The sequence below is a fragment of the Streptomyces sp. NPDC054842 genome (assembly GCF_053611025.1).
Genome location: NZ_JBSGZN010000012.1, coordinates 152,163 through 174,089, shown reverse-complemented (window position 1 = coordinate 174,089; position 21,927 = coordinate 152,163). Strand labels below are relative to the sequence as shown.

The 21,927-nt window shown below is 70.3% G+C and carries 18 protein-coding genes and 1 pseudogene; 5 read left to right on the top strand and 14 right to left on the bottom strand.

The features are described 5' to 3' along the window. Positions 1-22: 22 nt before the first annotated feature. Positions 23-957 (bottom strand): annotated as a pseudogene (locus tag ACWGIS_RS12480) (helix-turn-helix domain-containing protein). 360 nt (positions 958-1,317) lie between these two features. Between ACWGIS_RS12480 and ACWGIS_RS12475 the strand changes: the two are divergent. Both ACWGIS_RS12475 and ACWGIS_RS12470 read left to right on the top strand, forming a co-directional pair. After that, positions 1,318-2,196, top strand: a complete 879-nt coding sequence (locus ACWGIS_RS12475; RefSeq protein WP_453362357.1) for a helix-turn-helix domain-containing protein — start codon at positions 1,318-1,320, stop codon at positions 2,194-2,196. Then, positions 2,193-2,402, top strand: coding sequence for a DUF397 domain-containing protein (locus ACWGIS_RS12470; protein ID WP_453362356.1), 210 nt, complete (start codon positions 2,193-2,195; stop codon positions 2,400-2,402). The genes ACWGIS_RS12475 and ACWGIS_RS12470 overlap by 4 nt, the downstream gene beginning before the upstream one ends. 66 nt (positions 2,403-2,468) lie before the next feature. Here the strand turns inward: ACWGIS_RS12470 and ACWGIS_RS12465 are convergent, their stop codons facing one another. Continuing rightward, on the bottom strand, positions 2,469-2,663 hold the full coding sequence (locus ACWGIS_RS12465; RefSeq protein ID WP_028801953.1) for a hypothetical protein: 195 nt from the start codon (positions 2,661-2,663) through the stop codon (positions 2,469-2,471). A gap of 174 nt (positions 2,664-2,837) precedes the next feature. Between ACWGIS_RS12465 and ACWGIS_RS12460 the strand changes: the two genes are divergently transcribed. Continuing rightward, complete coding sequence (locus ACWGIS_RS12460) at positions 2,838-4,997, top strand: prolyl oligopeptidase family serine peptidase (protein WP_453362355.1); 2,160 nt, start codon at positions 2,838-2,840, stop codon at positions 4,995-4,997. A gap of 149 nt (positions 4,998-5,146) precedes the next feature. Here ACWGIS_RS12460 and ACWGIS_RS12455 read toward each other — a convergent pair whose 3' ends face one another. From ACWGIS_RS12455 to ACWGIS_RS12425, 7 genes are all read right to left on the bottom strand, one after another. Beyond that, positions 5,147-6,334 carry an ABC transporter ATP-binding protein gene (locus ACWGIS_RS12455; protein WP_453362354.1) on the bottom strand — a complete coding sequence of 396 codons (1,188 nt, stop codon included), beginning with the start codon at positions 6,332-6,334 and terminating at the stop codon, positions 5,147-5,149. Then, positions 6,327-7,301 carry an ABC transporter ATP-binding protein gene (locus ACWGIS_RS12450; RefSeq protein ID WP_453362353.1) on the bottom strand — a complete coding sequence of 325 codons (975 nt, stop codon included), beginning with the start codon at positions 7,299-7,301 and terminating at the stop codon, positions 6,327-6,329. The genes ACWGIS_RS12455 and ACWGIS_RS12450 overlap by 8 nt, the downstream gene beginning before the upstream one ends. Before the next feature lie 5 nt (positions 7,302-7,306). Then, positions 7,307-8,284, bottom strand: coding sequence for an ABC transporter permease (locus tag ACWGIS_RS12445; RefSeq protein WP_453362352.1), 978 nt, complete (start codon positions 8,282-8,284; stop codon positions 7,307-7,309). After that, on the bottom strand, positions 8,277-9,200 hold the full coding sequence (locus ACWGIS_RS12440) for an ABC transporter permease (protein ID WP_453362351.1): 924 nt from the start codon (positions 9,198-9,200) through the stop codon (positions 8,277-8,279). Before ACWGIS_RS12440 ends, ACWGIS_RS12445 begins: the two co-directional genes overlap by 8 nt. Positions 9,201-9,253: 53 nt before the next feature. Further along, positions 9,254-10,885: a peptide ABC transporter substrate-binding protein gene (locus ACWGIS_RS12435; protein WP_453362350.1), complete on the bottom strand. Its 1,632-nt coding sequence runs from the start codon at positions 10,883-10,885 to the stop codon at positions 9,254-9,256. A gap of 189 nt (positions 10,886-11,074) precedes the next feature. Continuing rightward, positions 11,075-11,578, bottom strand: coding sequence for a DinB family protein (locus tag ACWGIS_RS12430; protein WP_453362349.1), 504 nt, complete (start codon positions 11,576-11,578; stop codon positions 11,075-11,077). Between the two features lie 214 nt (positions 11,579-11,792). Beyond that, the gene (locus tag ACWGIS_RS12425; protein WP_056789649.1) at positions 11,793-12,398 is read right to left on the bottom strand and encodes a hypothetical protein; all 606 of its coding nucleotides are present in this window, start codon (positions 12,396-12,398) and stop codon (positions 11,793-11,795) included. A gap of 167 nt (positions 12,399-12,565) precedes the next feature. Here ACWGIS_RS12425 and ACWGIS_RS12420 point away from each other — a divergent pair, with 167 nt between their 5' ends. Both ACWGIS_RS12420 and ACWGIS_RS12415 read left to right on the top strand, forming a co-directional pair. Further along, the gene (locus ACWGIS_RS12420) at positions 12,566-13,774 is read left to right on the top strand and encodes a helix-turn-helix domain-containing protein (RefSeq protein ID WP_453362348.1); all 1,209 of its coding nucleotides are present in this window, start codon (positions 12,566-12,568) and stop codon (positions 13,772-13,774) included. A 302-nt stretch (positions 13,775-14,076) separates the two neighbouring features. Continuing rightward, positions 14,077-15,129: an amidohydrolase family protein gene (locus ACWGIS_RS12415; RefSeq protein ID WP_453362347.1), complete on the top strand. Its 1,053-nt coding sequence runs from the start codon at positions 14,077-14,079 to the stop codon at positions 15,127-15,129. Between the two features lie 98 nt (positions 15,130-15,227). On the opposite strand, the gene ACWGIS_RS12410 is transcribed toward ACWGIS_RS12415, so the two are convergent. From ACWGIS_RS12410 to ACWGIS_RS12390, 5 genes are all read right to left on the bottom strand, one after another. Then, on the bottom strand, positions 15,228-16,376 hold the full coding sequence (locus tag ACWGIS_RS12410; RefSeq protein WP_453362346.1) for an ABC transporter ATP-binding protein: 1,149 nt from the start codon (positions 16,374-16,376) through the stop codon (positions 15,228-15,230). Beyond that, positions 16,369-17,418 carry an ABC transporter ATP-binding protein gene (locus tag ACWGIS_RS12405; protein ID WP_453362345.1) on the bottom strand — a complete coding sequence of 350 codons (1,050 nt, stop codon included), beginning with the start codon at positions 17,416-17,418 and terminating at the stop codon, positions 16,369-16,371. The genes ACWGIS_RS12410 and ACWGIS_RS12405 overlap by 8 nt, the downstream gene beginning before the upstream one ends. 11 nt (positions 17,419-17,429) lie before the next feature. Continuing rightward, positions 17,430-18,386 carry an ABC transporter permease gene (locus ACWGIS_RS12400; RefSeq protein WP_453362344.1) on the bottom strand — a complete coding sequence of 319 codons (957 nt, stop codon included), beginning with the start codon at positions 18,384-18,386 and terminating at the stop codon, positions 17,430-17,432. Next, positions 18,379-19,311 (bottom strand): ABC transporter permease, encoded by a 933-nt coding sequence (locus ACWGIS_RS12395; protein WP_453362343.1) that lies wholly within the window; start codon positions 19,309-19,311, stop codon positions 18,379-18,381. The genes ACWGIS_RS12400 and ACWGIS_RS12395 overlap by 8 nt, the downstream gene beginning before the upstream one ends. Positions 19,312-19,459: 148 nt before the next feature. After that, positions 19,460-21,085, bottom strand: a complete 1,626-nt coding sequence (locus ACWGIS_RS12390) for a peptide ABC transporter substrate-binding protein (protein ID WP_453362342.1) — start codon at positions 21,083-21,085, stop codon at positions 19,460-19,462. Positions 21,086-21,927: the final 842 nt, after the last annotated feature.

The window sequence follows — 21,927 nt, the reverse complement described above, 5'->3', positions numbered from 1 at the left end:
GGGTCGCGCCGCGGGCCCGCCGTCACCGCTCGCCCCCGGGCGGGGCGGCTCGCCGGCAGTCCCGGCAGCGGCCCGGCTCCGGGGCGCGGAAGGCCCGGTCGCAGTCGTCGCAGTTCCGCAGGGGGTGCCGGACGGCGGGGAGGCACCGGTCGGGGCGGCCGAGCGGGGCGCGGGCGGCAGCCGGTCGGTGAGCCGGTGCGCCAGGAGGGCGGCGGGGCGGCGCGGTCCGCCGGGAGGCAGGTCGGTGGTGAGCGCCCGGCGCACGGCACCGGGGCCGACGTCCCGCTCCAGCCAGGCGGCGACGCCGGGCGCGAGGTGGGCCGTGTCGTGGGCGGACAGGAGCAGGCCCGGGTCGTGGCGGCGGAGGTCCGTGAGGAGGTCCGTGGCGGTCGCCAGGAGGGCGGGGGCGGGCTGCGCCGGCTGCGGGACGGCCGGGAGGGCGTTGCGCGGCGTGCGCCGCTCGGCTGTCCGCGGGGCCGCGGGTCGGTGGCCGTCGGCCGCCGGGCCGTGGCGGTCGGACGCCGGGCCGCGGTCGTCGGACGCCCGGCCGTGGTCATCTGCCGCCCGGCCGCCGTGGCCCGGCTGGTTGCAGGAGACCGTGCGGGTGACGATGCGGCCTCCGGGGACCCGCTCGCGGGTGCGGCGCAGGTAGCCGTGGGCCTCCAGCTCGCGCAGGGCGGCGGCGATCCGGGTGGCGCCCTCGGGGAAGCGCGCGGCGAGGGTCTTGATGTCGACGCGGGCGCCCGCGGGCAGGGACTGGATGTGCACGCCCAGGCCGATCGCCAGGGCCGAGAGCTCCGGGTGCTGGGCGAGGTGGTTGCCGATCACCGTGAAGCGGGTGGCGTGCCGGGCGTTGTCGTGAGCGAGACCGCCGGAGCGGGTGCGCCCGGGGGTGTGGTTTCTGCCCGCGATCCCGGACCGGGGGCGCGGGGGCGCGCTAGGGTTCTGCGTATCCATCGGGAAGCTCCTACTTCCTCGGTGGTCAGGCCCTCGCACTGGGATTGCCGTCCCGGCGGGGGCCGTCGCATGTCTGGAGTTGTGTCGCGCCGAGCGTAGGGCAGGCAACCGGGCAGCGATCCAGCCCAGTTGGTGATGTTCACCCGCGCGAGTGAGGGACCGCTGCGGGCGCGGAAGGGCGGGGTAGGGCTTGGTGCGGTGCTTTCACCCTCGTGGTCCTTGGGGGGACCGCCCCTCGCACCGGAGCACGGGGAAGCGGGTCCCGGTGCGGAGGGCCTCTGTCCGCTCGTGTCCGGACTGTCGGCACCGGCCGCGCGGGTAGGGGCGTCGCGGCAGGGTCGTACGACGGAGGGGTGCGGGATGGCAGGGGTGGACGGCGCGGCGGCCCGGCGCAAGGGCGAGGCGGACGAGCCGGGTTGGGAGGTGGACCCGGACGACGAGTGGGGCGTGGCGGTCGTCGCGACGGTCGGGCGGCAGCTGAGGCTCCGCCGGGAGGCGGTGGGGATGCGCGCCGCCGACTTCGGGGAGGCCGTGGGCTACGGCGAGGACATGGTCTACAAGATCGAGGGCGGGAAGCGGATCCCCCGGCCCGAGTACCTGGACACGGCGGACGAGGTGCTGCGCGCGGACGGGCTGCTGTCCGCGATGAAGGAGGACGTGGCCAAGGTCCGCTATCCGAGGAAGGTCAGGGAGCTGGCCGAACTGGAGGCGCGGGCGGCCGAGATCGGCGTGTACGAGGGCAACATCGTGCCGGGCCTCCTCCAGACCGCCGAGCACGCGCGCTCACTGATCAGGGCGGCCCAGCCGCCGTACACGCCGGACGACGTGGAGCGCATGGTGGCCGCGCGGCTGGCACGGCGGTCGGTCTTCGACCGGGACCCGGCTCCGTGCCTGCACTTCGTGCTGGAGGAGGCGGTACTGAGGCGGCCCATCGGGGGCAGGATGGTTCAACGGGAGCAACTCGAACGACTGCGTGACGCAGCCCGGCTCCACAACGTCGTGCTTCAGGTGATGCCGGCGAACTGCGAGGTCCACTCCGGTCTGGACGGAAGGATCGAGGTGCTGAAGTTCCCCGACGGCACGACGGTGGGCCGGTCCGACGGCGCCTTCAACGGCCGCCCGACATCGGACCCGAAACAGCTGCGCATCCTCGAACTGCGGTATGGCACCATCCGGGCGCAGGCTCTCTCACCACGGGAGTCGCTGGTCCTGATCGAGCAACTGGTGGGAGAAACATGATCCGCGCAACTGCTGCCACGGACGTCCCCGAACCGGCGTGGTTCAAGAGCAGTCACAGCGGCGGCAACGACGGCGAGTCCTGTGTCGAGGTCGCCACCACCCCCGGCACCGTCCACGTCCGCGACTCCAAGGACACCGCGGGACCGCGGCTGGCGCTCACGTCGCGGGCGTGGGCCCGCTTCGTGGCGTACGCGTCCGGGGGCTGAGCGGGCGGACGGGCGGTGTGGGCTCCGGCGACGGGTCGCGGAGCCCACGGAACGGGCGCGCCACGGTCAGAACTTGATACTGCCGATCATGCCCGCGATGTTCGTCGTCAGCTCGTTGATCGTGGGTGCCACCGTCGACGAGGCGAGGTAGAAGCCGAGCAGGACACACACGATGGCGTGGGCGGCCTTCAGTCCTGACTTCTTGACCAGGATGAAGACGATGATCGCCAGCAGCACCACCGCCGAAATCGAGAGTGCCACGGCGGCTCACCTCCAAAGATCCCAGGGACTAGGGGGGGTCGAACGGGGTCGGTAAACCCTTACAGCAGCCAGCGGGTTCATACCCACGCAGCGCTAGTGATCATAACTATCCGTACGCGCGCATCGATCGGCGCACGGCCGCACAAGGGGGCGCATGGCCAATATGGTCAGGGCATGACGACGGAGTCCCTTTCCTTCCCGCGCCTTCAGGCGCGCACCCAGCGCTTCACCCTCGGCGCACCCCGTGCCTTCACCGTGTCCCCCGACGGTTCACGCGTGGTCTTCCTGCGGTCCCGGTCCGGCACGGACCGGGCGAACCTGCTGTGGGTCCTCGATGTGGCGGACGGCGGGGAACGCGTCGTCGCGGACCCCGGGACGCTGCTCGGCGGCGGTATGGAGCGGCTGTCGGCGCAGGAGCGGGCACGCCGTGAGCGCAGCCGCGAGGGCGGCGCCGGGATCGTCGGCTACGCCACCGACGCGGCCGTGGAGTTGGCGGCTTTCTCCTTGTCAGGGCGGCTTTTCACGGCCGAGCTGCGGGCCGGCACGACGCGCGAACTCCGGGTTCCCGGGCCGGTGATCGACCCGCGCCCGGCGCCCGACGGGCGGCTGATCGCGTACGTGGCCGGTGGCGCCCTGCGGGTGGTGGGGGCCGAGGGAGCGGAGGACCGGGCGCTGGCCGAGCCGGAATCGGCGACGGTCTCCTACGGTCTGGCCGAGTTCATCGCGGCCGAGGAGATGGGGCGTTCGCGCGGTTTCTGGTGGTCACCGGAGTCGGACCGGCTGCTCGTCGCGCGGGTCGACGACGCCCCGGTCGAGCGGTGGTGGATCTCCGATCCCGCGCATCCGGGGCGGGACCCGCAGCAGGTGGCGTACCCGGTGGCGGGCAGCGCCAACGCGGAGGTGCGGCTGTTCGTCACCGGCCTCGACGGGACGCGCACGGAGGTCGTCTGGGACCGGGCGCGCTACCCGTACGTGGCGCATGTGCACTGGTCAGCGGCGGGCGCGCCACTCGTGCTCGTCCAGGCGCGGGACCAGCGCAGCCAGCTGTTCCTGGCGGTGAACCCGGACACCGGGGCCACCCGGATGGTGCACGCCGACGAAGATCCACAATGGCTGGATCTTTTCCCCGGCGTCCCGTGCTGGAGCCCCGGCGGACAGCTGGTGCGGATCGCGGACGAGGGCGGGGCGCGGGTCCTCGCGTACGGCGAACGTCCGCTGACCGGGCCGCAGTTGCACGTCCGCGCGGTGCTGGACGTGTCGGCCCACGACGTGCTGGTCTCGGCGTCGGCGGGCGCGAAGGCGGCCGAGCCGGAGATCGGCGAGATCCACGTCTACCGGGTGAACGAGCTGGGCGTGGAGCGCCTTTCGCAGGAGCCCGGGGTGCACTCGGCGGTGCGGGCCGGCGGCGTGACCGTCCTCGTCTCGGCGGTGCCGGACCGGCCGGGCAGCCAGGTGCAGGTGCTGCGCGACGCCGGGCGGACCGGGGCCGGACCGGCGCCCGCGGGGGCCTCGGCCAAGACCGCCACCGTGGCGTCATATGCCGAACGCCCCAATCTGTCCCCGCGCGTGACCTTGACACAGGGGGGCGCACGGCGAATCCCGTGCGCCGTGCTTATGCCGACGGACTACCACGGGGACACTCCCCTGCCCGTGCTCATGGACCCGTACGGAGGTCCGCACGGCCAGCGCGTGCTCGCCGCCCACAACCCCTACCTGACCTCGCAGTGGTTCGCCGACCAGGGATTCGCCGTGATCGTCGCGGACGGGCGCGGGATGCCGGGACACTCGCCCGCCTGGGAGAAGGCCGTCAAGGACGACCTGGCCGCCGTCGTGCTCCAGGACCAGGTCGACGCCCTCCAGGACCTCGCGAAGAGCTTCCCGCTCGACCTCGACCGGGTGGCGATCCGCGGCTGGTCGTTCGGCGGGTACCTCGCGGGGCTCGCGGTGCTGCGCCGCCCGGACGTCTTCCACGCCGGCATCCTGGGCGCGCCGGTCACCGACCAGCGGCTGTACGACACCCACTACACCGAGCGCTACCTGGGCGACCCCGGCAGCCGTCCCGAGGTGTACGCGGCCAACTCGCTGATCGACGACGACGGTCTGGTGTCCGCCGCCGAGCCCGCCCGGCCGATGATGATCGTGCACGGCCTCGCGGACGACAACGTGGTGGTCGCGCACAGCCTGCGGCTGTCCTCGGCGCTGCTGGCCGCCGGGCGGCCCCACGAGGTGCTCCCCCTGTCGGGCGTCACGCACATGACGCCGCAGGAACAGGTCGCGGAGAACCTGCTGCTGCTCCAGGTGGACTTCCTGAAGCGGTCGCTGGGCCTGGGCTGACCATGCGACGGGCCGGGGCAACATGGCGTGCCCCGGCCCGTCTACGGCACCCGCACGGCCGTACGCTGTTCACCCTGCCGCGTCCGTATATCGGTACCGCTTCCGCCAAGTTGCCTGCGTGTAAACGACGTTCGCCCGCATTTGTATGGTTATGCAGCCCCGTCCGGGGGCGACGGCGGCAGTTCACCGGCCTCCGGCGGCGGCACCGGACGGGTGCCCGGCGGAGTGTCCGGCGGGTCTCCGGGCGGCGCGCCGAGAGGACCGCCCGGAGGCGAGGGCCGGTTCTCCTCCGGGGCCACCACGTGCTTCTCCTCCGCGAAGTGGCACGCCGAGTCGTGTGCCGCCGGCCCGTCGAGGAGCCGGAACTCGGCGGGCACCGCGAGCAGCGGGACCTCCAGGGCGCAGCGCTCCCGCGCCTTCCAGCACCGGGTGCGGAAGCGGCATCCCGAGGGGATGTTGGCCGGTGACGGCACGTCCCCGGTGAGGATGATCCGCTCCCGGTGCTCGCGCGCCTCCGGGTCGGGCACCGGCACCGCGGAGAGCAGCGCCTGCGTGTAGGGGTGCGTCGGATGGTCGTAGATCTCGGCGTCCCGGCCGGTCTCCACGATCCGGCCGAGGTACATCACGCCGACCCGGTCGGAGATGTGCCGCACGATGGAGAGGTCGTGCGCGATGAAGACGTAGGACAGGTCGAACTCGTCCTGGAGGCGGTCGAGCAGGTTGATGACCTGCGCCTGCACGGAGACGTCCAGGGCGGAGACCGGCTCGTCCGCGACGATGATCTCGGGGCGCAGCGCGAGGCCGCGGGCGATGCCGATGCGCTGGCGCTGGCCGCCCGAGAACTGGTGCGGATAGCGGTTGATGTACTCGGGGTTGAGGCCGACCACGTCCAGCAGGTCCTGCACCCGCTTCCTGCGGTCGCCCTTGGGCGCGACCTCGGGGTGGATGTCGTAGGGCTCACCGATGATGTCGCCCACCGTCATACGGGGGTTGAGCGAGGTGTACGGGTCCTGGAACACCATCTGGATGTTCCGCCGCACGGCCTTCAGCGCGCGCCCGGACAGCTTGGTGACGTCCTCACCCCGGTACTTGATCACCCCGGCGGTCGGCTTCTCCAGGTTGACCAGCATCTTGGCGACCGTCGACTTGCCGCAGCCGGACTCGCCGACGATGCCGAGGGTCTCGCCCGGCCCCAGCGTGAAGTCGACGCCGTCGACGGCCTTCACCGCCCCGACCTGCTTCCTGAAGACGATGCCGCGGGTGAGCGGGTAGTGCTTGACCAGGCCGCTGACCTCCAGGATCGGTTCGGCCGTCGTCTTCGGCGCCGTCTCAGCCATGCAGGCACTCCCTCCAGAAGTGGCAGGCACTCCCGCGCTCGTCGGAGACCTCGTAGAGCGGGGGTACGTCGGTCCGGCACACGTCCTGGGCCATCGGGCAGCGCGGGTTGAAGGCGCAGCCGGGCGGGATGCGCATGAGGTTCGGGGGCAGGCCCTTGATCGCGTAGAGCTCCTGGCCCTTCTGGTCCAGGCGCGGGATCGAGTCCAGCAGGCCCCGCGTGTAGGGGTGCGCGGGCGCCTTGTAGATGTCGTGGACGGGGGCGGACTCGACGATGCGGCCCGCGTACATCACGGCGATCCTGTCCGCGACGTCGGCGACCACACCGAGGTCGTGGGTGATGAGGATGAGCCCCATGTTGAGTTCGCGCTGGAGTTCCGCGAGGAGGTCCATGACCTGCGCCTGGACGGTGACGTCGAGGGCGGTGGTCGGCTCGTCGGCGATGATCAGGGCGGGTTCCAGAGCCAGCGCCATGGCGATCATGATGCGCTGGCGCATGCCGCCGGAGAACTGGTGCGGGTAGTCGCGCACCCGCTGGGCGGCCGCCGGGATGCGGACCCGGTCCATCAGCTCGACGGCCCTGGTCCGGGCGTCCTTGCGGGACATCCCGCGGTGCACGACGAACATCTCGCCGAGCTGGTCGCCCACCGACAGCACCGGGTTCAGGGACGAGAGGGCGTCCTGGAAGATCATCGCCATCTGGGCGCCGCGGACCTTGCGCCGGTCCTCCTCCTTGAACTTCAGGAGGTCCTCGCCCCGGAACAGGATCTCGCCGGCGGTGATCCGGCCGGGCGGCACGTCGAGGATGCCCATGACGGCCTGCGCGGTGACGGACTTGCCGGAGCCGGACTCGCCGAGCACCGCGAGCGTCTCGCCCTCGTCGACGCTGTAGTTCACGCCGTTGACCGCCTTGGCGACACCGTCCCTGGTCCGGAACTCCACGTGCAGGTCGCGCACTTCGAGCAGCACGGCGGTCACCTCAGCTTCGGGTCGAGGGCGTCGCGGACCGCGTCGCCGAGCATGATGAACGCCAGGACGGTGATCGCGAGGGCGCCGGCCGGCCACAGCAGCATGTGCGGGGCCTGGCGGATGTACTGGGACGCGGCGGAGATGTCGATGCCCCAGGACACGGTGGGCGGCTTCAGCCCGACTCCGAGGTAGGAGAGCGTCGCCTCCAGCGCGATGTAGGTGCCGAGCGCGATGGTCGCGACGACGATGACGGGCGCCACGGCGTTCGGCAGGATGTGCCGCAGCAGCAGCCGGGAGTTGGACGCGCCGAGGGCCCGGGCCGCCTGGACGTAGTCGTTCTGCTTGGTGGTGATGACGGAGCCGCGCGCGATCCGGGAGATCTGCGGCCAGCCGAGCAGCACCATGAACCCGATCACCGGCCAGATCGTGTTGCTGGTGACCACGGACAGCAGCACCAGGCCGCCGAGCACCACGGGGATCGCGAAGAAGATGTCGGTGATCCGGGAGAGGACGGAGTCCCCCACGCCGCCGAAGAAGCCGGCGAGGCCGCCGAGCACCGCGCCGAGCAGGGCGACCCCGACCGTGGCGCAGACGCCGACCGAGATCGAGACCCGGGTGCCGTACACGGTCCGCGTGTAGACGTCGCAGCCCTGGCCGTCGAAGCCGAACGGATGGCCGGGCTGGGAGCCCTCCTGGGCCTTGGACAGGTTGCAGCTCAGCGGGTTCTGCGTGGCGATCAGCGACGGCCAGATCGAGATGATCACCAGGAACAGGATGACCAGCGCGGAGATGATGAAGACCGGGTTGCGCCGCAGGTCGCGCCAGGCGTCGGACCAGAGCGAGCGGGGCTTCTCCTGCGGTCCGGTGCCCTCCGGTCCGCCCGGGGTCTTCTCCAGGGTCGCGCCCTCACTGGTGGCGAGGTCCATGGCGCCGCCCATCCCGGTCGCGGCGATGGCGCCCTCCGGCTCGTACGGCTCAGGCATAGCGGATCCTCGGGTCGAGTACGGCGTAGAGGAGGTCGACGAGCAGGTTGGCGACCAGGAAGACGATGACCAGGACGGTCACGAAGCCGACGACGGTCTGGGTGTTCTGCCGCAGGATGCCCTGGTAGAGCTGGAAGCCGACGCCGTGGATGTTGAAGATCCGCTCGGTGACGATGGCGCCGCCCATCAGTGCGCCGATGTCGGTGCCGATGAAGGTGACCACCGGGATCAGCGAATTGCGCAGCAGGTGACGGACGATCACACGGCGCCGGGGCAGCCCCTTCGCGACGGCCGTGCGCACGTAGTCGGACCGCTTGTTCTCCGCGATGGAGGTCCGGGTCAGCCGGGTCACGTAGGCCAGGGACACCGAGGCGAGGACGAGGCCGGGCACGATCAGCTCGCCGAAGGTGGCCTCGGAGGAGACGGACGGTTTGATCCAGCCCCACTCGACGCCGAGCAGCAGCTGGAGCAGCAGGCCGGTGACGAAGGTGGGCACCGAGATGACGACGAGGGTCAGCAGCAGGACGCCGGTGTCCACGGGGCGCCCGCGGCGCAGACCGGTGATCACGCCGAGGACGATCCCGATGACGATCTCGAAGAGGATCGCGACGATCGTGAGCCGGATGGTGACCGGGAACGCCGACGCCATCAGCTCGGTGACCTCCTGGCCGTTGAAGGCCGTGCCGAAGTCGCCGGTGAAGACGTTGCCCATGTAGGTCAGGTATTGCTGCCAGACGGGCTTGTCGAGGCCGAACTCCTTCTCCAGCTGGGCGGCGGTGGCGGGGTCGCACTGGCGGTCGCCGCACAGGCCCGCGATGGGGTCTCCCATCACGTTCACCATCAGGAAGATGAGAAGCGTGGCGCCGATGAAGACCGGGATCATCTGCAGCAGACGCCGGATTACGTACCGTCCCATGAGGGCTCCGGAGGTAGGCGGGCGGCCCTCTCAGCGGGGCCGCCCGGCGCGGCTCAGCTGACCTTGATCTCGTTGTAGACGGGGACGCTGAACTGGTTGAGCGCGACGTTCGAGAGGCGGTCCGAGTAGCCGGCGCTGCCGTTCTGGTACCAGAGCGGGATGGCGGCCATGTTGTCCCGGACGACCTCCTCGGCCTGCTGGAAGAGCTTGATCGCCTTGCCGGTGTCGGTCTCGGCGTTCGCCTGGTTCACCAGCTTGTCGAAGTCCTTGTTGGACCACTTGCCGTCGTTGGAGGAGGCGTTGATGTAGTACAGCGGCTGGAGGAAGTTCTGGATGAGCGGGTAGTCCATCTGCCAGCCCGCCCGGAAGGGACCCGACATCTTCCGGTCGGTGATCTGGTTGCGGAAGTCCGCGAAGGTGCCGACGGGGTTGCCCACGCACGCCTTGTCGTTGCCGAGGGCGTTGTTGATGCTGTTGCACACCGCGTCGACCCACTCCTTGTGGGAGCCGGTGTCCGCGTTGTACGTGATCTTGACCTGGCCGCCGGGCAGGCCCCCGCCGTCCTCGATCATCTTCTTGGCCTCGCTCGCGTTGTAGTCGCAGGCGTCGCCGCACAGGCCGTCCTTGAAGCCGCCGTCCGCGCCGAGCACCGGCGAGGTCCAGTCGGTGGCCGGGGTACGGGTCTTCTGGAAGATGGTCTCCGTGATCTGCTTGCGGTCGATCGCCATCGACAGACCCGTGCGGACCTTCTCCATCCCCGGCTTGTCCCAGTTCTTGTCGTAGAACGGGAAGGCGAGCGTCTGGATGATGCCGGCCGGGGAGTTGATGTACCGGTCGCCGAGGTCGCTCTTGGCGTTCTTGAGCTGCGAGGCGGGCACGTCGTCGACCAGGTCGAGGTTGCCGGCGAGGAGGTCGGTGTAGGCGGTGTTGTTGTCGGTGTAGACCTTCAGGTCCACGCCGCCGTTCTCCGCCTTGTCGTCGCCGGAGTAGCCGTCCCACTTCCGCAGGGACATCTTCGACCCCTTGGTGTACGAGTCGACGGAGTACGGCCCGTTGCCGATCGGCTTCTTCAGCCAGTTCTCGTGGTCGTCGAAGAACGCCTGGGGCAGCGGCGAGAAGGCCGCGTAGCCGAGGGTGTCGGGGAAGGTCGAGAACTTCTGGTTGAGCTTGACCGTGAAGGTCTTGTCGTCCTTGACGGCCAGGCCGGACAGGGTGTCCGCGCTCTGCTTGCCCGAGTCCGGGTGGACCTTGTCGTAGCCGTCGATGTACCCGAAGAAGTACGCGTTCTTCTGGTTGTTCTTGAGGCTGGCGCCGTAGTTCCAGGCGTCGACGAAGGACTTGGCGGTGACGGCCTCGCCGTTGCTGAACTTCCAGCCGTCCTTGATCGTGATCGTGAAGTTCTGCGAGTCCGAGGTCTCGATCTTCTCGGCCAGCATGTCGTCGGCCTTGCCGGTCTTCGCGTCGTACCGCTTCAGCCCGCGGAAGATCATGTCGAGGACCTTGCCGCCCTGCACCTCGTTGGTGTTGGCCGGTTCGAGCGGGTTCTGCGGGTCACCCCACGAGGAGCTGAGGACCCCGGTGCCGTCGCCGCCGCCGCTGTCGCTCCCCCCGCCCCCGCAGGCGGTCGCCGCGAGGGCTACCGCCGCCGCGCATGCGGCCCATTTGGCGTGCGTCGCTCCACGCATGGAGTGCCTCCTCGGAAAGCTCTGGTCATTAGCGCCCAATATGACCCCCTATCACCCATATCGCACTCTCGCCCCGTCTGTACGGGTGGCCGCCGTCCGGGCGGCGGCGGTGGTCCGGACATGCGGAAACCGCCGGCCACGAGCGCGGCCGGCGGTTCCGGGTGGTGAGTCCGTGCGGGAGCGGTGCCTCTACGAGCCCGTGCGGCCGTCGAGGAGTTCGCGCAGGATGTCGAGGTGGCCGTTGTGGCGGGCCGTCTCCTCGGTCAGGTGCAGCAGGATCCACCTGAGGTCGAAGTGCCGGCCGTCGCGGCCCGCGCGCTTCGCCTTGTCGTCCAGGCCGTGCCCGGCGACCAGCTCCCGGTGGCGGGCGCTCTGTTCGGCGTACTCCGTGAGCAGCTGCGCGAGCGGCACGTCGACGGCCATGCTCATCTCGCGGTCGGGTTCCTCGTCCGTCCAGGGGCCCTCGTCGTCCTCCCCGAGGAAGACCACCCGGAACCAGTAGTACTCGACCCACCGCAGATGGCTGATCAGCCCGCACAGGGTCATGAGCGGGGAGCCGGGCAGCGGGGCCCGGCGGGCGTCCTCCGCGGAGACGTCCTCGCACTTGGCCCGGGCCGTGTCACGGGCGTAGTCGAGGAAGGTGGTCAGCTGTGAGCGCTCGTCCCAGGCGGGAGGCGTGTCGGTTCTCGTCATCGGGGTGAAGCATCCCCGCCCGCCCGGCCGGTGTCGACCGAATAAGAGACCAGCTCATTTGGCGAGTCTGCGGTAGCAGATGAGGGTGCAGGCGATGCTGGTGAAGGCCAGGAAGTGGTCGCCGCCGGCGGAGCAGGTGGGCACGACAGCGGCGCGCCCGGGTTCCGGCCGCGCCGCTGTCGAGCTGTGGTCAGCCCTCGGGGGAGCCCCCGGGTCAGTGGAGCTTGTTGACGGCGGTCTTCGTCGTGGTGCGGAAGGCGGTCAGCGGGGCGTCCTCGAGGTCGCCCATCTGGCCCCAGCGGACGAGGGTGACGGTGCGGCCGTCGCGGCCGACGGAGAACAGGTGGATGTCGGAGATGCCGATCTGCGGGTCGGCGGTGTCCAGGCTGTAGACCCAGGCGCCCTCCTCGACGGCGAGCTTGCCGTGGGAGGCGCTGACGGCCTGCAGGCCCGGGTTCTGCTGCTCCAGCAGGGGGCCGCAGCCGGCGAGGGCCCCGCGGAGGGTGTCGACCAGCTTCACGGCGTCGGCCTCGGTACGGGCGACGGTGGTGACCTGGACGCCGTTGGTGTCGAGCTCGGTGCTGAACTCGCGGTAGCGGGTGTTCTGCGCCGGGATCTTGTACGGGGCGCAGAGGACGCCGCCGTTCTCCGGGACGCCGGTGAAGACCTGGGTGGCGGTCCACGGCGTCGACGACGGCGGCATCTGGGAGGCGGCGAGGAAGGCGGGCTGGGCAGCGGCCTGCGCCGGGGCTGTGGCGAGGGCCGCGAGGCCCAGTGCGGCAGCGGCTGCGGTGGCGAGTGCGGTGCGGAGCTTGTTCATGGTGGTGGATCCCCCGTCGGGTCGTTCGTTCGGTCAGTGCTCAACCAGCGTGGGGCCGGCGCCCGCCGACAGCAACGATCACGCGCCCACCAGCCGTCCCGGAACCATTCCACCCCCGCTGACGTGCAAGGACGTGAGGGATGGGACGCAGGGTCGAGGGGGATGGAATGCCGAAGGACGCCGCCGTCGAGGAGTTCGCGGGGCTCGTGCGCGCGCTGAAGGCGCGGGACGGGAGGAGTTACGAGGCGCTGGGCCGGCGGCTGAGCGTCAGCGCGTCCACCCTCCACCGCTACTGCTCGGGCGCGACCGTCCCGGAGGAGTTCGCCGTGGTCGACCGCCTCGCCCTGCTGTGCGGGGCGGACGAGGAGGAACGGCGGGCCCTGGAGGCGGCCTGGACGGAGGCGGACCGCGCCCGCCGCCGAGCGGTCTCGCCCGCGCCCACGCCTGTGCCGGCCGTGTCGGCCGCGCCGGGATCGAACCCGGAACCGTCCGCGCCGGAACCGGGCCCCGGCCCCGCCCCGGACCCGATCGCGCCGGACCCGTCCGCCGCGGATCCGTCCGCGCCGGAGGCGCCCCGCGCCCGCCCCCGTCGTGGCGCCCCCGCTCCCCTCCTCGTCGCCGCCGCCGTCGCCCTCGTCGTGCTCGCCCTCGCCGCCGCCCTGCTCGGCCTGCCCACCCGTACGGCTTCCGCCCCCGCCTCCACCGCTCCGGGGCGGACCGCGGCCCCCCTCCCCTTCACCTGGAGCATCGGTTCCCAGCTCTGGGAGGGCGGTTGCGGGCACACCTACCTCGTGGACCGGGCCCCCCGCGCGGTCGCCCCACCGCCGGTCGCGGCCGACTCCGGGGCGTGGGCCGGGACGCACGGTGCCGTGCACGGCGGGGAGGCGCTGGTGCGGATCACGGTCCAGGGCCGGTCGCCGTCCGACGCCGTCGTCCTCCATGCCCTGCACGTGCGCGTGGTCGACCGCGCCGCGCCGCTGCCGTGGAACGCGTACCGGATGGACAACGGCTGTGGCGGCGCCGTCACCCCGCGCCACTTCGCCGTGGACCTCGACCGGCCGCGCCCGCTCGCGAGGCCCGTCGACGGCCTTGACGCCTCCGGCGCAGAGGTCCGGAAGATCCCGGCCGTCTCCTTCCCGTACAAGGTCACCTCCTCCGACCCCGAGGAGCTGCTGGTCTCCGCGCGGACGGCGGGCTGCGACTGCCGCTGGTCATTGGAGCTGGAGTGGAGCGCCGGAAGCCGTACGGGGACGGTGCGGATCACGGACGGCGGGAAGCCGTTCCGCACGAGCGGGACCAGGGGGAGGCCGGCGTACGTGCACGACTCCGCCGAAGGGCGCTGGATCACAGACTCGGACTCCGCACAGACCGGGTGACCGATGAGCAAGAGAAGTGGCCGAACGGCTGGATGGTGACCGACTGCGTACCGGACGGGGCACGCACGTGCTGAGGCGCGCGGCGGCCGCCGCGGTGCTCCTGGCGTCCTGTCGCCGGGGCTCGCGTACGCGGACGACGGCCCCGCACTCGGCACCAGCCCCAGCCGCCGGGGCTCGCTGCTTTCGGTGACGGTGTGCGCCTCGGACACCACCGCCGCTGGCGGCACCCCGGGCACCGATGCGCAATAAGGGCCCCCGGGACCGGACTTGGCCGTGACCGCCGGCCGGGACAGACTGCCGGGATGATCCTCCACCTGCGCGGGACCGTACTGCCCGACGGCGAGCGGCGCGACCTCTGGCTGCTCGGGGACCGCGTCACCTTCGTCCGCCCGGCCGGCGCCGCCGACGTCGTCACCGTGGCCGACGGCGGCTTCCTGCTGCCCGGACTCGTCGACGTGCACACCCACCCGGGCTCCGGCGACGACGCCGGCGACCTCTCCTTCGACCCCGCCCTCTTCGCCGAGCACATCGCCGCGCACCGCGAGGCCGGGACGACGGCGCTGCGCTTCCCCGGACTGCTGGGCGAGGTGCCCGCGGCCGTGCGCGAGGCCCCCGACGCGCCCCGGATGATCACCGCGGGCCGCTGGCTCGCCTGGGCCGGGCTCTCCAGGACCGCCGCGTTCCACACGGTCACCGACGACCTCGTCGCCTCGGCGGTCGCGGAGGCCAAGGCGCACGACGGCTGGTGCAAGCTCATGGGCGACTGGGACTTCGAGGCCGCCCCGGTGCCGTACGAGCTGCTGCGGGCGGTCGTCGAGGGGGTGCACGCGGCGGGCGGCCGGGTCGCCGTGCACTGCCAGTCCGCCGAGGGCGTGCTGGGCGCGGCCCGCGCGGGCGTCGACTCCGTCGAGCACGGGATGGGCATGCCGGAGGAGTGCGTCCCCCTCATGGCGGCGCACGGCACGGCCTACGTGCCGACCCTCACCGCCTTCGCCGGAAGCGCCCCGCTGCGCACCGGCGGCACCGCGAGGGACCGGCTCTGGCGCGAGGGGCACCGCACGATGGTCCGCCGGGTCCGCCAGGCGCACGACGCGGGTGTCACCGTCCTCGCCGGGACGGACTCGGCGCCGTTCGGCAACGTCGCCACCGAGGTCGGGCACCTGATCGCCGCCGGGCTGCCGGCGCACGCGGCGGTGGGCGCCGCGAGCTGGACGGCGCGCGCCTTCCTCGGCCTGAGCGGCCTGGCCGAGGGCGGCCTCGCGGACGTCACCGTCTACGACGCGGACCCGCGGCTGGACCCGGGCACGCTGCACCGGCCCCGCCGCATCGTGCTGCGCGGACGCGTCGTGCGCTGACGGGAGCCGTGGCGGGACCGGTGACCCGGGCCCCGGTACGCCGGTTCCCGGCACCGCGAGGCGGGGCCGGGAACCGGTCGGGTGGGACGGGGTGCGGATCAGACGGCGTGCACGACGTCCTTCTCCTCGGCGAAGTGGCACGCCGACTCGTGCGCCGCCGGGGTGTCCACGCCCTTGAACAGCTCGGGCACCGCCAGCAGCGGCTCCACCTGGGCGCACTTCTCCTGCGCCTTCCAGCACCGGGTGCGGAAGCGGCAGCCCGACGGCGGGTTCGCCGGCGAGGGCACGTCGCCGCTCAGGATGATCCGCTCGCGGTGCTCGCGCGCGTCCGGGTCCGGCACCGGCACGGCGGACAGCAGCGCCTGCGTGTACGGGTGCGTCGGGTGGTCGTAGATCTGCTCGTCCGTGCCGATCTCCGCCATCCGGCCGAGGTACATCACGCCGACGCGGTCGGAGATGTGCCGCACGATCGACAGGTCGTGCGCGATGAAGAGGTAAGACAGGTTGAACTCGTCCTGCAGCCGCTCCATCAGGTTGATGACCTGCGCCTGCACCGACACGTCCAGCGCCGACACCGGCTCGTCGCAGATGATGATCTCGGGGTTGAGCGCGAGGCCGCGGGCGATGCCGATGCGCTGGCGCTGACCGCCCGAGAACTGGTGCGGATAGCGGTTGATGTACTCGGGGTTGAGCCCGACCACGTCCAGCAGCTCCTGGACCCGGCGCCGCCGGTCGCCCTTCGGTGCCACCTCGGGGTGGATGTCGAAGGGCTCACCGATGATGTCGCCCACCGTCATACGCGGGTTGAGCGAGGTGTACGGGTCCTGGAACACCATCTGGATGTTGCGGCGCACGGCCTTCAGCGCGCGCCCGGACAGCTTGGTGATGTCCTGGCCCTTGTAGAAGACCTCGCCCGCGGTGGCCCGCTCCAGGGTCATCAGGAGCTTGGCCACGGTGGACTTGCCGCAGCCGGACTCGCCCACGATGCCCAGGGTCTCACCCTGGTACAGGTCGAAGGAGATGCCGTCGACGGCCTTGACCGCGCCGATCTGCTTCTTGAAGAGGATGCCCTGGGTGAGCGGGAAGTGCTTCACCAGGTTGCGCACCTGGAGGATCGGCTCGCCCCGCTCGACGGGCGCCTCGATGGCGGCGACCGCCTCCGTCTCGGAGTGGGCGTCCACGACCTCGACGTCGGAGACGTTCGGCGTGGCGTCCTGCGGCTCGTCGGTCTTGCTGAGCTCAGCCATGGAGCGTCTCCTTCCAGAAGTGGCACGCGGAGGCCCGGCCGGGCAGTTCGCCGCCGTCGAGCGCGGTGACCGGGAAGAGGGCCGGCTCGTCCGTGCGGCAGATGTCCTGCGCCTTGGGGCAGCGCGGGTTGAAGGCACAACCCGTCGGGATCCGCAGCAGGTTGGGCGGCAGACCCTTGATCGCGTACAGCTCCTGGCCCTTCTGGTCCAGGCGCGGGATCGAGTCGAGCAGACCCCGCGTGTAGGGGTGCGCGGGCCGCTTGTACAGCTCGTGCACCGGCGCGCGCTCGACGATCCGGCCCGCGTACATCACGGCGATCTTGTCCGCGACGTCGGCGACCACGCCGAGGTCGTGGGTGATCAGGATCAGGCCCATGTTGTACTCGCGCTGGAGCTCCGCGAGCAGGTCCATGACCTGGGCCTGGACGGTCACGTCGAGAGCCGTGGTGGGCTCGTCGGCGATGATCAGGTCCGGCTCCAGGGCCAGCGCCATGGCGATCATGATGCGCTGGCGCATACCGCCGGAGAACTGGTGCGGGTAGTCGTTCACCCGGGCCGCGGAGGCCGGGATCTTCACCCGGTCCATCAGCTCGATCGCCTTGGCCTTGGCGTCCTTCTTGGACAGGCCCTGGTGGACGCGGAACATCTCGCCGAGCTGGTACCCCACGCTGAGCACGGGGTTGAGCGAGCTGAGCGCGTCCTGGAAGATCATGGCGATCTTCTGGCCGCGGATCCGGCGGCGCTCCTCGCCGGACATCTTGAGCATGTCCTGGCCGCGGAACAGGATCTCGCCCTGCGGGATCCTGGCCGGCGGCATGTCGAGGATGCCCATGACGGCCTGCGCCGTCACCGACTTGCCGGAGCCCGACTCGCCGAGCACGGCGAGCGTCTCACCGGCGGACACGCTGTAATTGACGCCGTTGACGGCCTTGACGGTGCCCTCGCGGGTGTGGAACTCGACGTGCAGGTCCCGCACTTCGAGCAGGGGCCCGTCGTCGGTGCCGCGCGGCGAGGGCACGGTTGCTTCTTCGATGATGGTCACGTACGCCTCCCTCAGCGCATCTTCGGGTCGAGGGCGTTGCGTACGGCCTCACCGAGCATGATGAAAGCCAGCACCGTGATGCTGAGCAGGATCGACGGGTAGAGCATGATCCACTGGGCGACGCGGATCTGGTTGCCGCCGCCGGAGATGTCGTTGCCCCACGAGACGCCGTCCAGGCCGAGGCCCAGGAAGGACAGCGTGGCCTCGGCGGAGATGTAGACACCGAGCGAGATGGTGGCGACGACGATCACGGGGGCGAGGGTGTTCGGCAGGATGTGCCGGAACATGATCCTCGGGGTGCTCGCGCCGAGCGCCTTGGCCGCCTGCACGTAGTCGGCCTGCTTGGTGGTGATGACCGCGCCGCGCATCACGCGGGCGACCTGCGTCCAGCCGAAGAAGCCCAGCGCGCCGATGACGACCCAGGTCGTGCGCTCCGTGAAGGAGTTCAGGATGACCATGGTGCCGAGCAGGAACGGGATGCCGAAGAAGACGTCCGTCACGCGGGACATGAAGGAGTCGATCAGGCCGCCGAAGTAGCCGGAGATCATGCCGACCAGGCCGCCCAGGAGCGTGACGACGACGGTGGTGCCGAAGCCGACGGCTATGGAGGCCCGGGCGCCGTAGATGGCACGGGCGTAGACGCTGCGGCCCTGCTGGTCGTAGCCGAGCCAGTCCGGCGAACCGACGTCGCTCAGCCGCGGCTTCTGCAGGTAGTGCTTGGAGAGGTCGCCGAGGATCGGGTCCTCGCTGGTGAACCACCCGGGGAAGAAGGTGATGAGCAGCAGGGCCAGGATCAGCACGCTGGAGATGATGAAGATCCAGCTGCGCCGCAGGTCGGCCCAGGCGTCGCCCCAGAGACTGCGGGTCTTCTCGGGCTTGGCCGCGACCGCGTGCGGAGTCATGGAGGGCGTGCCGCCCACCGGGTCGATCGCGCCGGTCTTGACGTCGGTCTTGGTCACGTCAGGCATAGCGAATCCTCGGGTCAAGGACCGCGTAGAGCAGGTCGACGAGCAGGTTGGCGAGCAGGTACACGAGGACGAGGATCGTCACCAGGCCGACGAGGGTCGTGCCCTCGCGGCGCACGATCGACTCGTAGATCGTGCCGCCCACGCCGTGGATGTTGAACAGGCCCTCGGTGACGACCGCGCCGCCCATGAGCGCACCGATGTCGGTGCCCAGGTAGGTGACGACGGGGATCAGCGAGTTGCGCATGAGGTGGACGCCCACCACGCGGCGCCGGGGCAGGCCCTTGGCGATCGCGGTGCGGATGTAGTCGGCGCGCACGTTCTCGGCGACGGAGGTCCGGGTCAGACGGGTCACGTACGCCAGTGACGCGGCGGCCAGCACAATGGCCGGCATCAGCAACTCGTTGTAGTTCGTCGCGTCGTTGACGTTCGGCTTGAGCCATCCCAGGTTGAACGCGAAGACGGCCTTGAGGATGAACCCCAGGACGAAGACGGGGACCGAGATCAGCAGCAGCGAGACCAGCAGGGCCACGTTGTCGGTGATCCGTCCGGCGCGCAGGCCCGCCGCGACGCCGAGGGTGATTCCCGCGATGACCTCGATCACGAAGGCCAGCGAGGCCAGACGGAGGGTCACCGGGAAGGCATCGCCGAGGACGTCCGTCACCGGACGGCCGGAGGCGATCTGCGTGCCGAAGTCGGCATGCAGAATGATGCCCTTCATGTAGTGGTAGTACTGCAGGAAGATGTTCTGATCCAGGCCGTACTCATGACGCAGCGCGGCGATCACCTGCGGGCTGCCGCCCTTGTCGCCGAAGAGCCCTCGCACGGGATCGCCGGGCAGGGCGTAGACCATGAGGAAGATCAGCAGGGTTGTCCCGAAGAACACCGGGATCATCTGGAGCAGTCGTCGTGCGACGTAGCGCCCCATCGTGCCTCCATGTCGGTTACAGCGGCAGCCGACGGGCCCTTTCCTCACGCACCGATGAGCGATGCGTATGGAAAGGGCCCCCCAGCCGCTGCCGCACGCCGGGTACGGCGCAGGCGGCGCCGTACCCGGATCGCGGACTGATTTGCGGTTACTTCTTGACCTGAACGCCGGTCAGGATCGGGTCGCCGTCCTGGGCGTACTCGACGCCGGTGACCTTGTCCGAGTAGCCCGCGTTGACCTTGTAGTACCAGAGCGGAATGCTCGGCATGTACTCCGGGAGCTGCTTCTCGATCTCCTGGTACTTCTTCTCCGACTCCTCGAGCGACGCGGCGCTGTCGGCCGCCTCGATCTCGGCGTCGATCTTCTTGTCGGAGAAGCCGCTCTGGTTGCCGTCCGACTTGGTGCCGAAGAGGTCCCGGATGAAGTTGGCGTTCATCGGGAAGTCCAGCACCCAGCCACTGCGGTACATGGACTTGACCTCCTTCGCGTCACGCGCGTTGAGGTCGGCCTGGAAGTCGGCCTTGGAGTCGCCCACGCACTTGACGCCCGTGGCCTTGGTGATGGAGTTGCAGACCGCCTCCACCCACTCCTTGTGACCGCCGTCCGCGTTGTACTGGATGGAGATCTTGTTGCCGGGAACGCCACCGCCCTCCTTGATGAGGGACTTGGCCTTCGCGGCGTCGTACTTGAAGACGTCTCCGCCGGCGTTCGGCTCGTAGCCGAGGACGCCCTTGGCGACCCAGCCGGTCGCGGGCTCACGGGTGTCCTGGAGCACCGTCTTCGTGATGGTGTCGCGGTCGATGGCCATCGACAGGCCCTGGAGGACCTTGGGGTCGATGTCCTTCCACTGCTTGGTGTAGAAGGCCGGCGCGATGGTCTGGATCGCGGAGTATGCCTTGTCCACGGCACGGTCGCCGAGGTCCGTCTTGTAGACGGGCAGGTCCTTGGGCGCGATCTGACGCAGGACGTCGACGTTGCCGGACTTCAGGTCCTCGTAGGCCGTCTCGAGGTTGGTGTAGTTCTTGAAGACCACACCGCCGTTCTTGGCCTTGTCGGGGCCCTTGTAGTCCGCGTACTTGGCAACTTCGATCTGCTTCTTGTGCTGCCAGCTGACGAACTTGTAGGGGCCGTTGCCGACCGGCTTCTCGCCCGCGGCCTTCGGGTCCTTGAAGAAGGAGTCCGGGAGCGGCGAGAACGTCTCGTAGCCGAGCTTGTACACGTAGTACGGGATCGGCTTCGAGAGCGTGATGGTGAAGGTGCTGTCGTCGACGACCTTCAGGCCGGACATGCTGTCGGCCTTCGGGGAGCCCTTGGCCGGCGCGACGTCGTCGTAGCCCTCGATGTCCGAGAACCAGAAGCTGTTCGTCTGCTTGTTCTTGACGTTCGCCGACCAGTTCCACGCCTTGACGTAGGAGTCGGCGGTCACCGGGGTGCCGTCGTGGAACTTCCAGTCCGACTTCAGCTTGACCGTGTAGGTCTTGTTGTCCTTGGTGTCCACCGACTCGGCGTTCACCATGACGATGTTGCCCTTGTCGTCGTAGTCGACGAGCTGGGAGAACAGGGCATTGATGACGATGCTGCCGTTGGACTCCATGGTGTTGGCAGGCTGCAGCGGGTTCTGCGGCTCGCCCACCTCGACCGAGAACTTACCGTTCGGGTCGACCGCGGCCTTGTTTTCCTTGCCGCTGTCACCATCGCTACCACCACAGGCGGTCGCGCCCAGCGCCACAACCGCGGCTATCGCGACCCACTTGGCGCTCTTGGCACCGCGCATGGGTTCCTCCTCATGAGTCCATTGGTTCACCGCAAAAGGGAGCACTGGTCACACCACCGACACGTCGGCCGGACATGGTGTTCGTGCTCCCCCGCGCTCGTGAGGTCGGCGCCGGCTGCAGCGCGTGACCCGTTGACCGAGCTCTACGCGCCTAACTATCTGCCATGGGCCAGGAGCCGACCACACTCACAAGGTCTCGGTTCGATCACACCTGTCGCCCACTTCTTCCAAAATCCGGACAAAGGGTTTGCTGAAAGATCCCTGCGAAACGGACTTGTTACACATCTATCGGTGGCAGGTGTCCGTATTCCGGACGCATGGGCTCGAAAAACCTGTTGCGGCTAACCTGGCCGCTGTGCCTGGGTGCCATCGGCATGCCCGCACACCGCGATCCGCGGTGTCCCTCCGCCCGTCACACGGCCAACGCGCCTGTACGGCCGGGCCGTTCGGTGAACGGGCGATCACGTCCACGTCCACGGGAGCGAGCGGCGCCCGAAGAACGCCGTGCCGCCACGGACGAGATCCATGTGGTGTGCAGGGTAATGGGAATCGGCCACCCTCAGGGCTTTCTCTTTCACAATGAAGGGTTTTCCCTATCCCTTCTCCAGCCCCCCTGTGTCCTGCCCCCGGCCGGCCGCACCCCGCCCCTCGTCCCACCCCACGGCCGGGACCGCCGTCGGGCCACCGTCAGGCCGTGATCGGACCGCCGTCGGACCGCAGTCAGGCCGCCGTCGGACCGCTGACGGCGGTCCGACGGCTCCGGCGGCTCCGGGGGCTCCGAGGGCTCTGAGGGCTCTGAGGGCTCCCGCAACGACAACGGGCACCCCGCCGAGGCGGGGTGC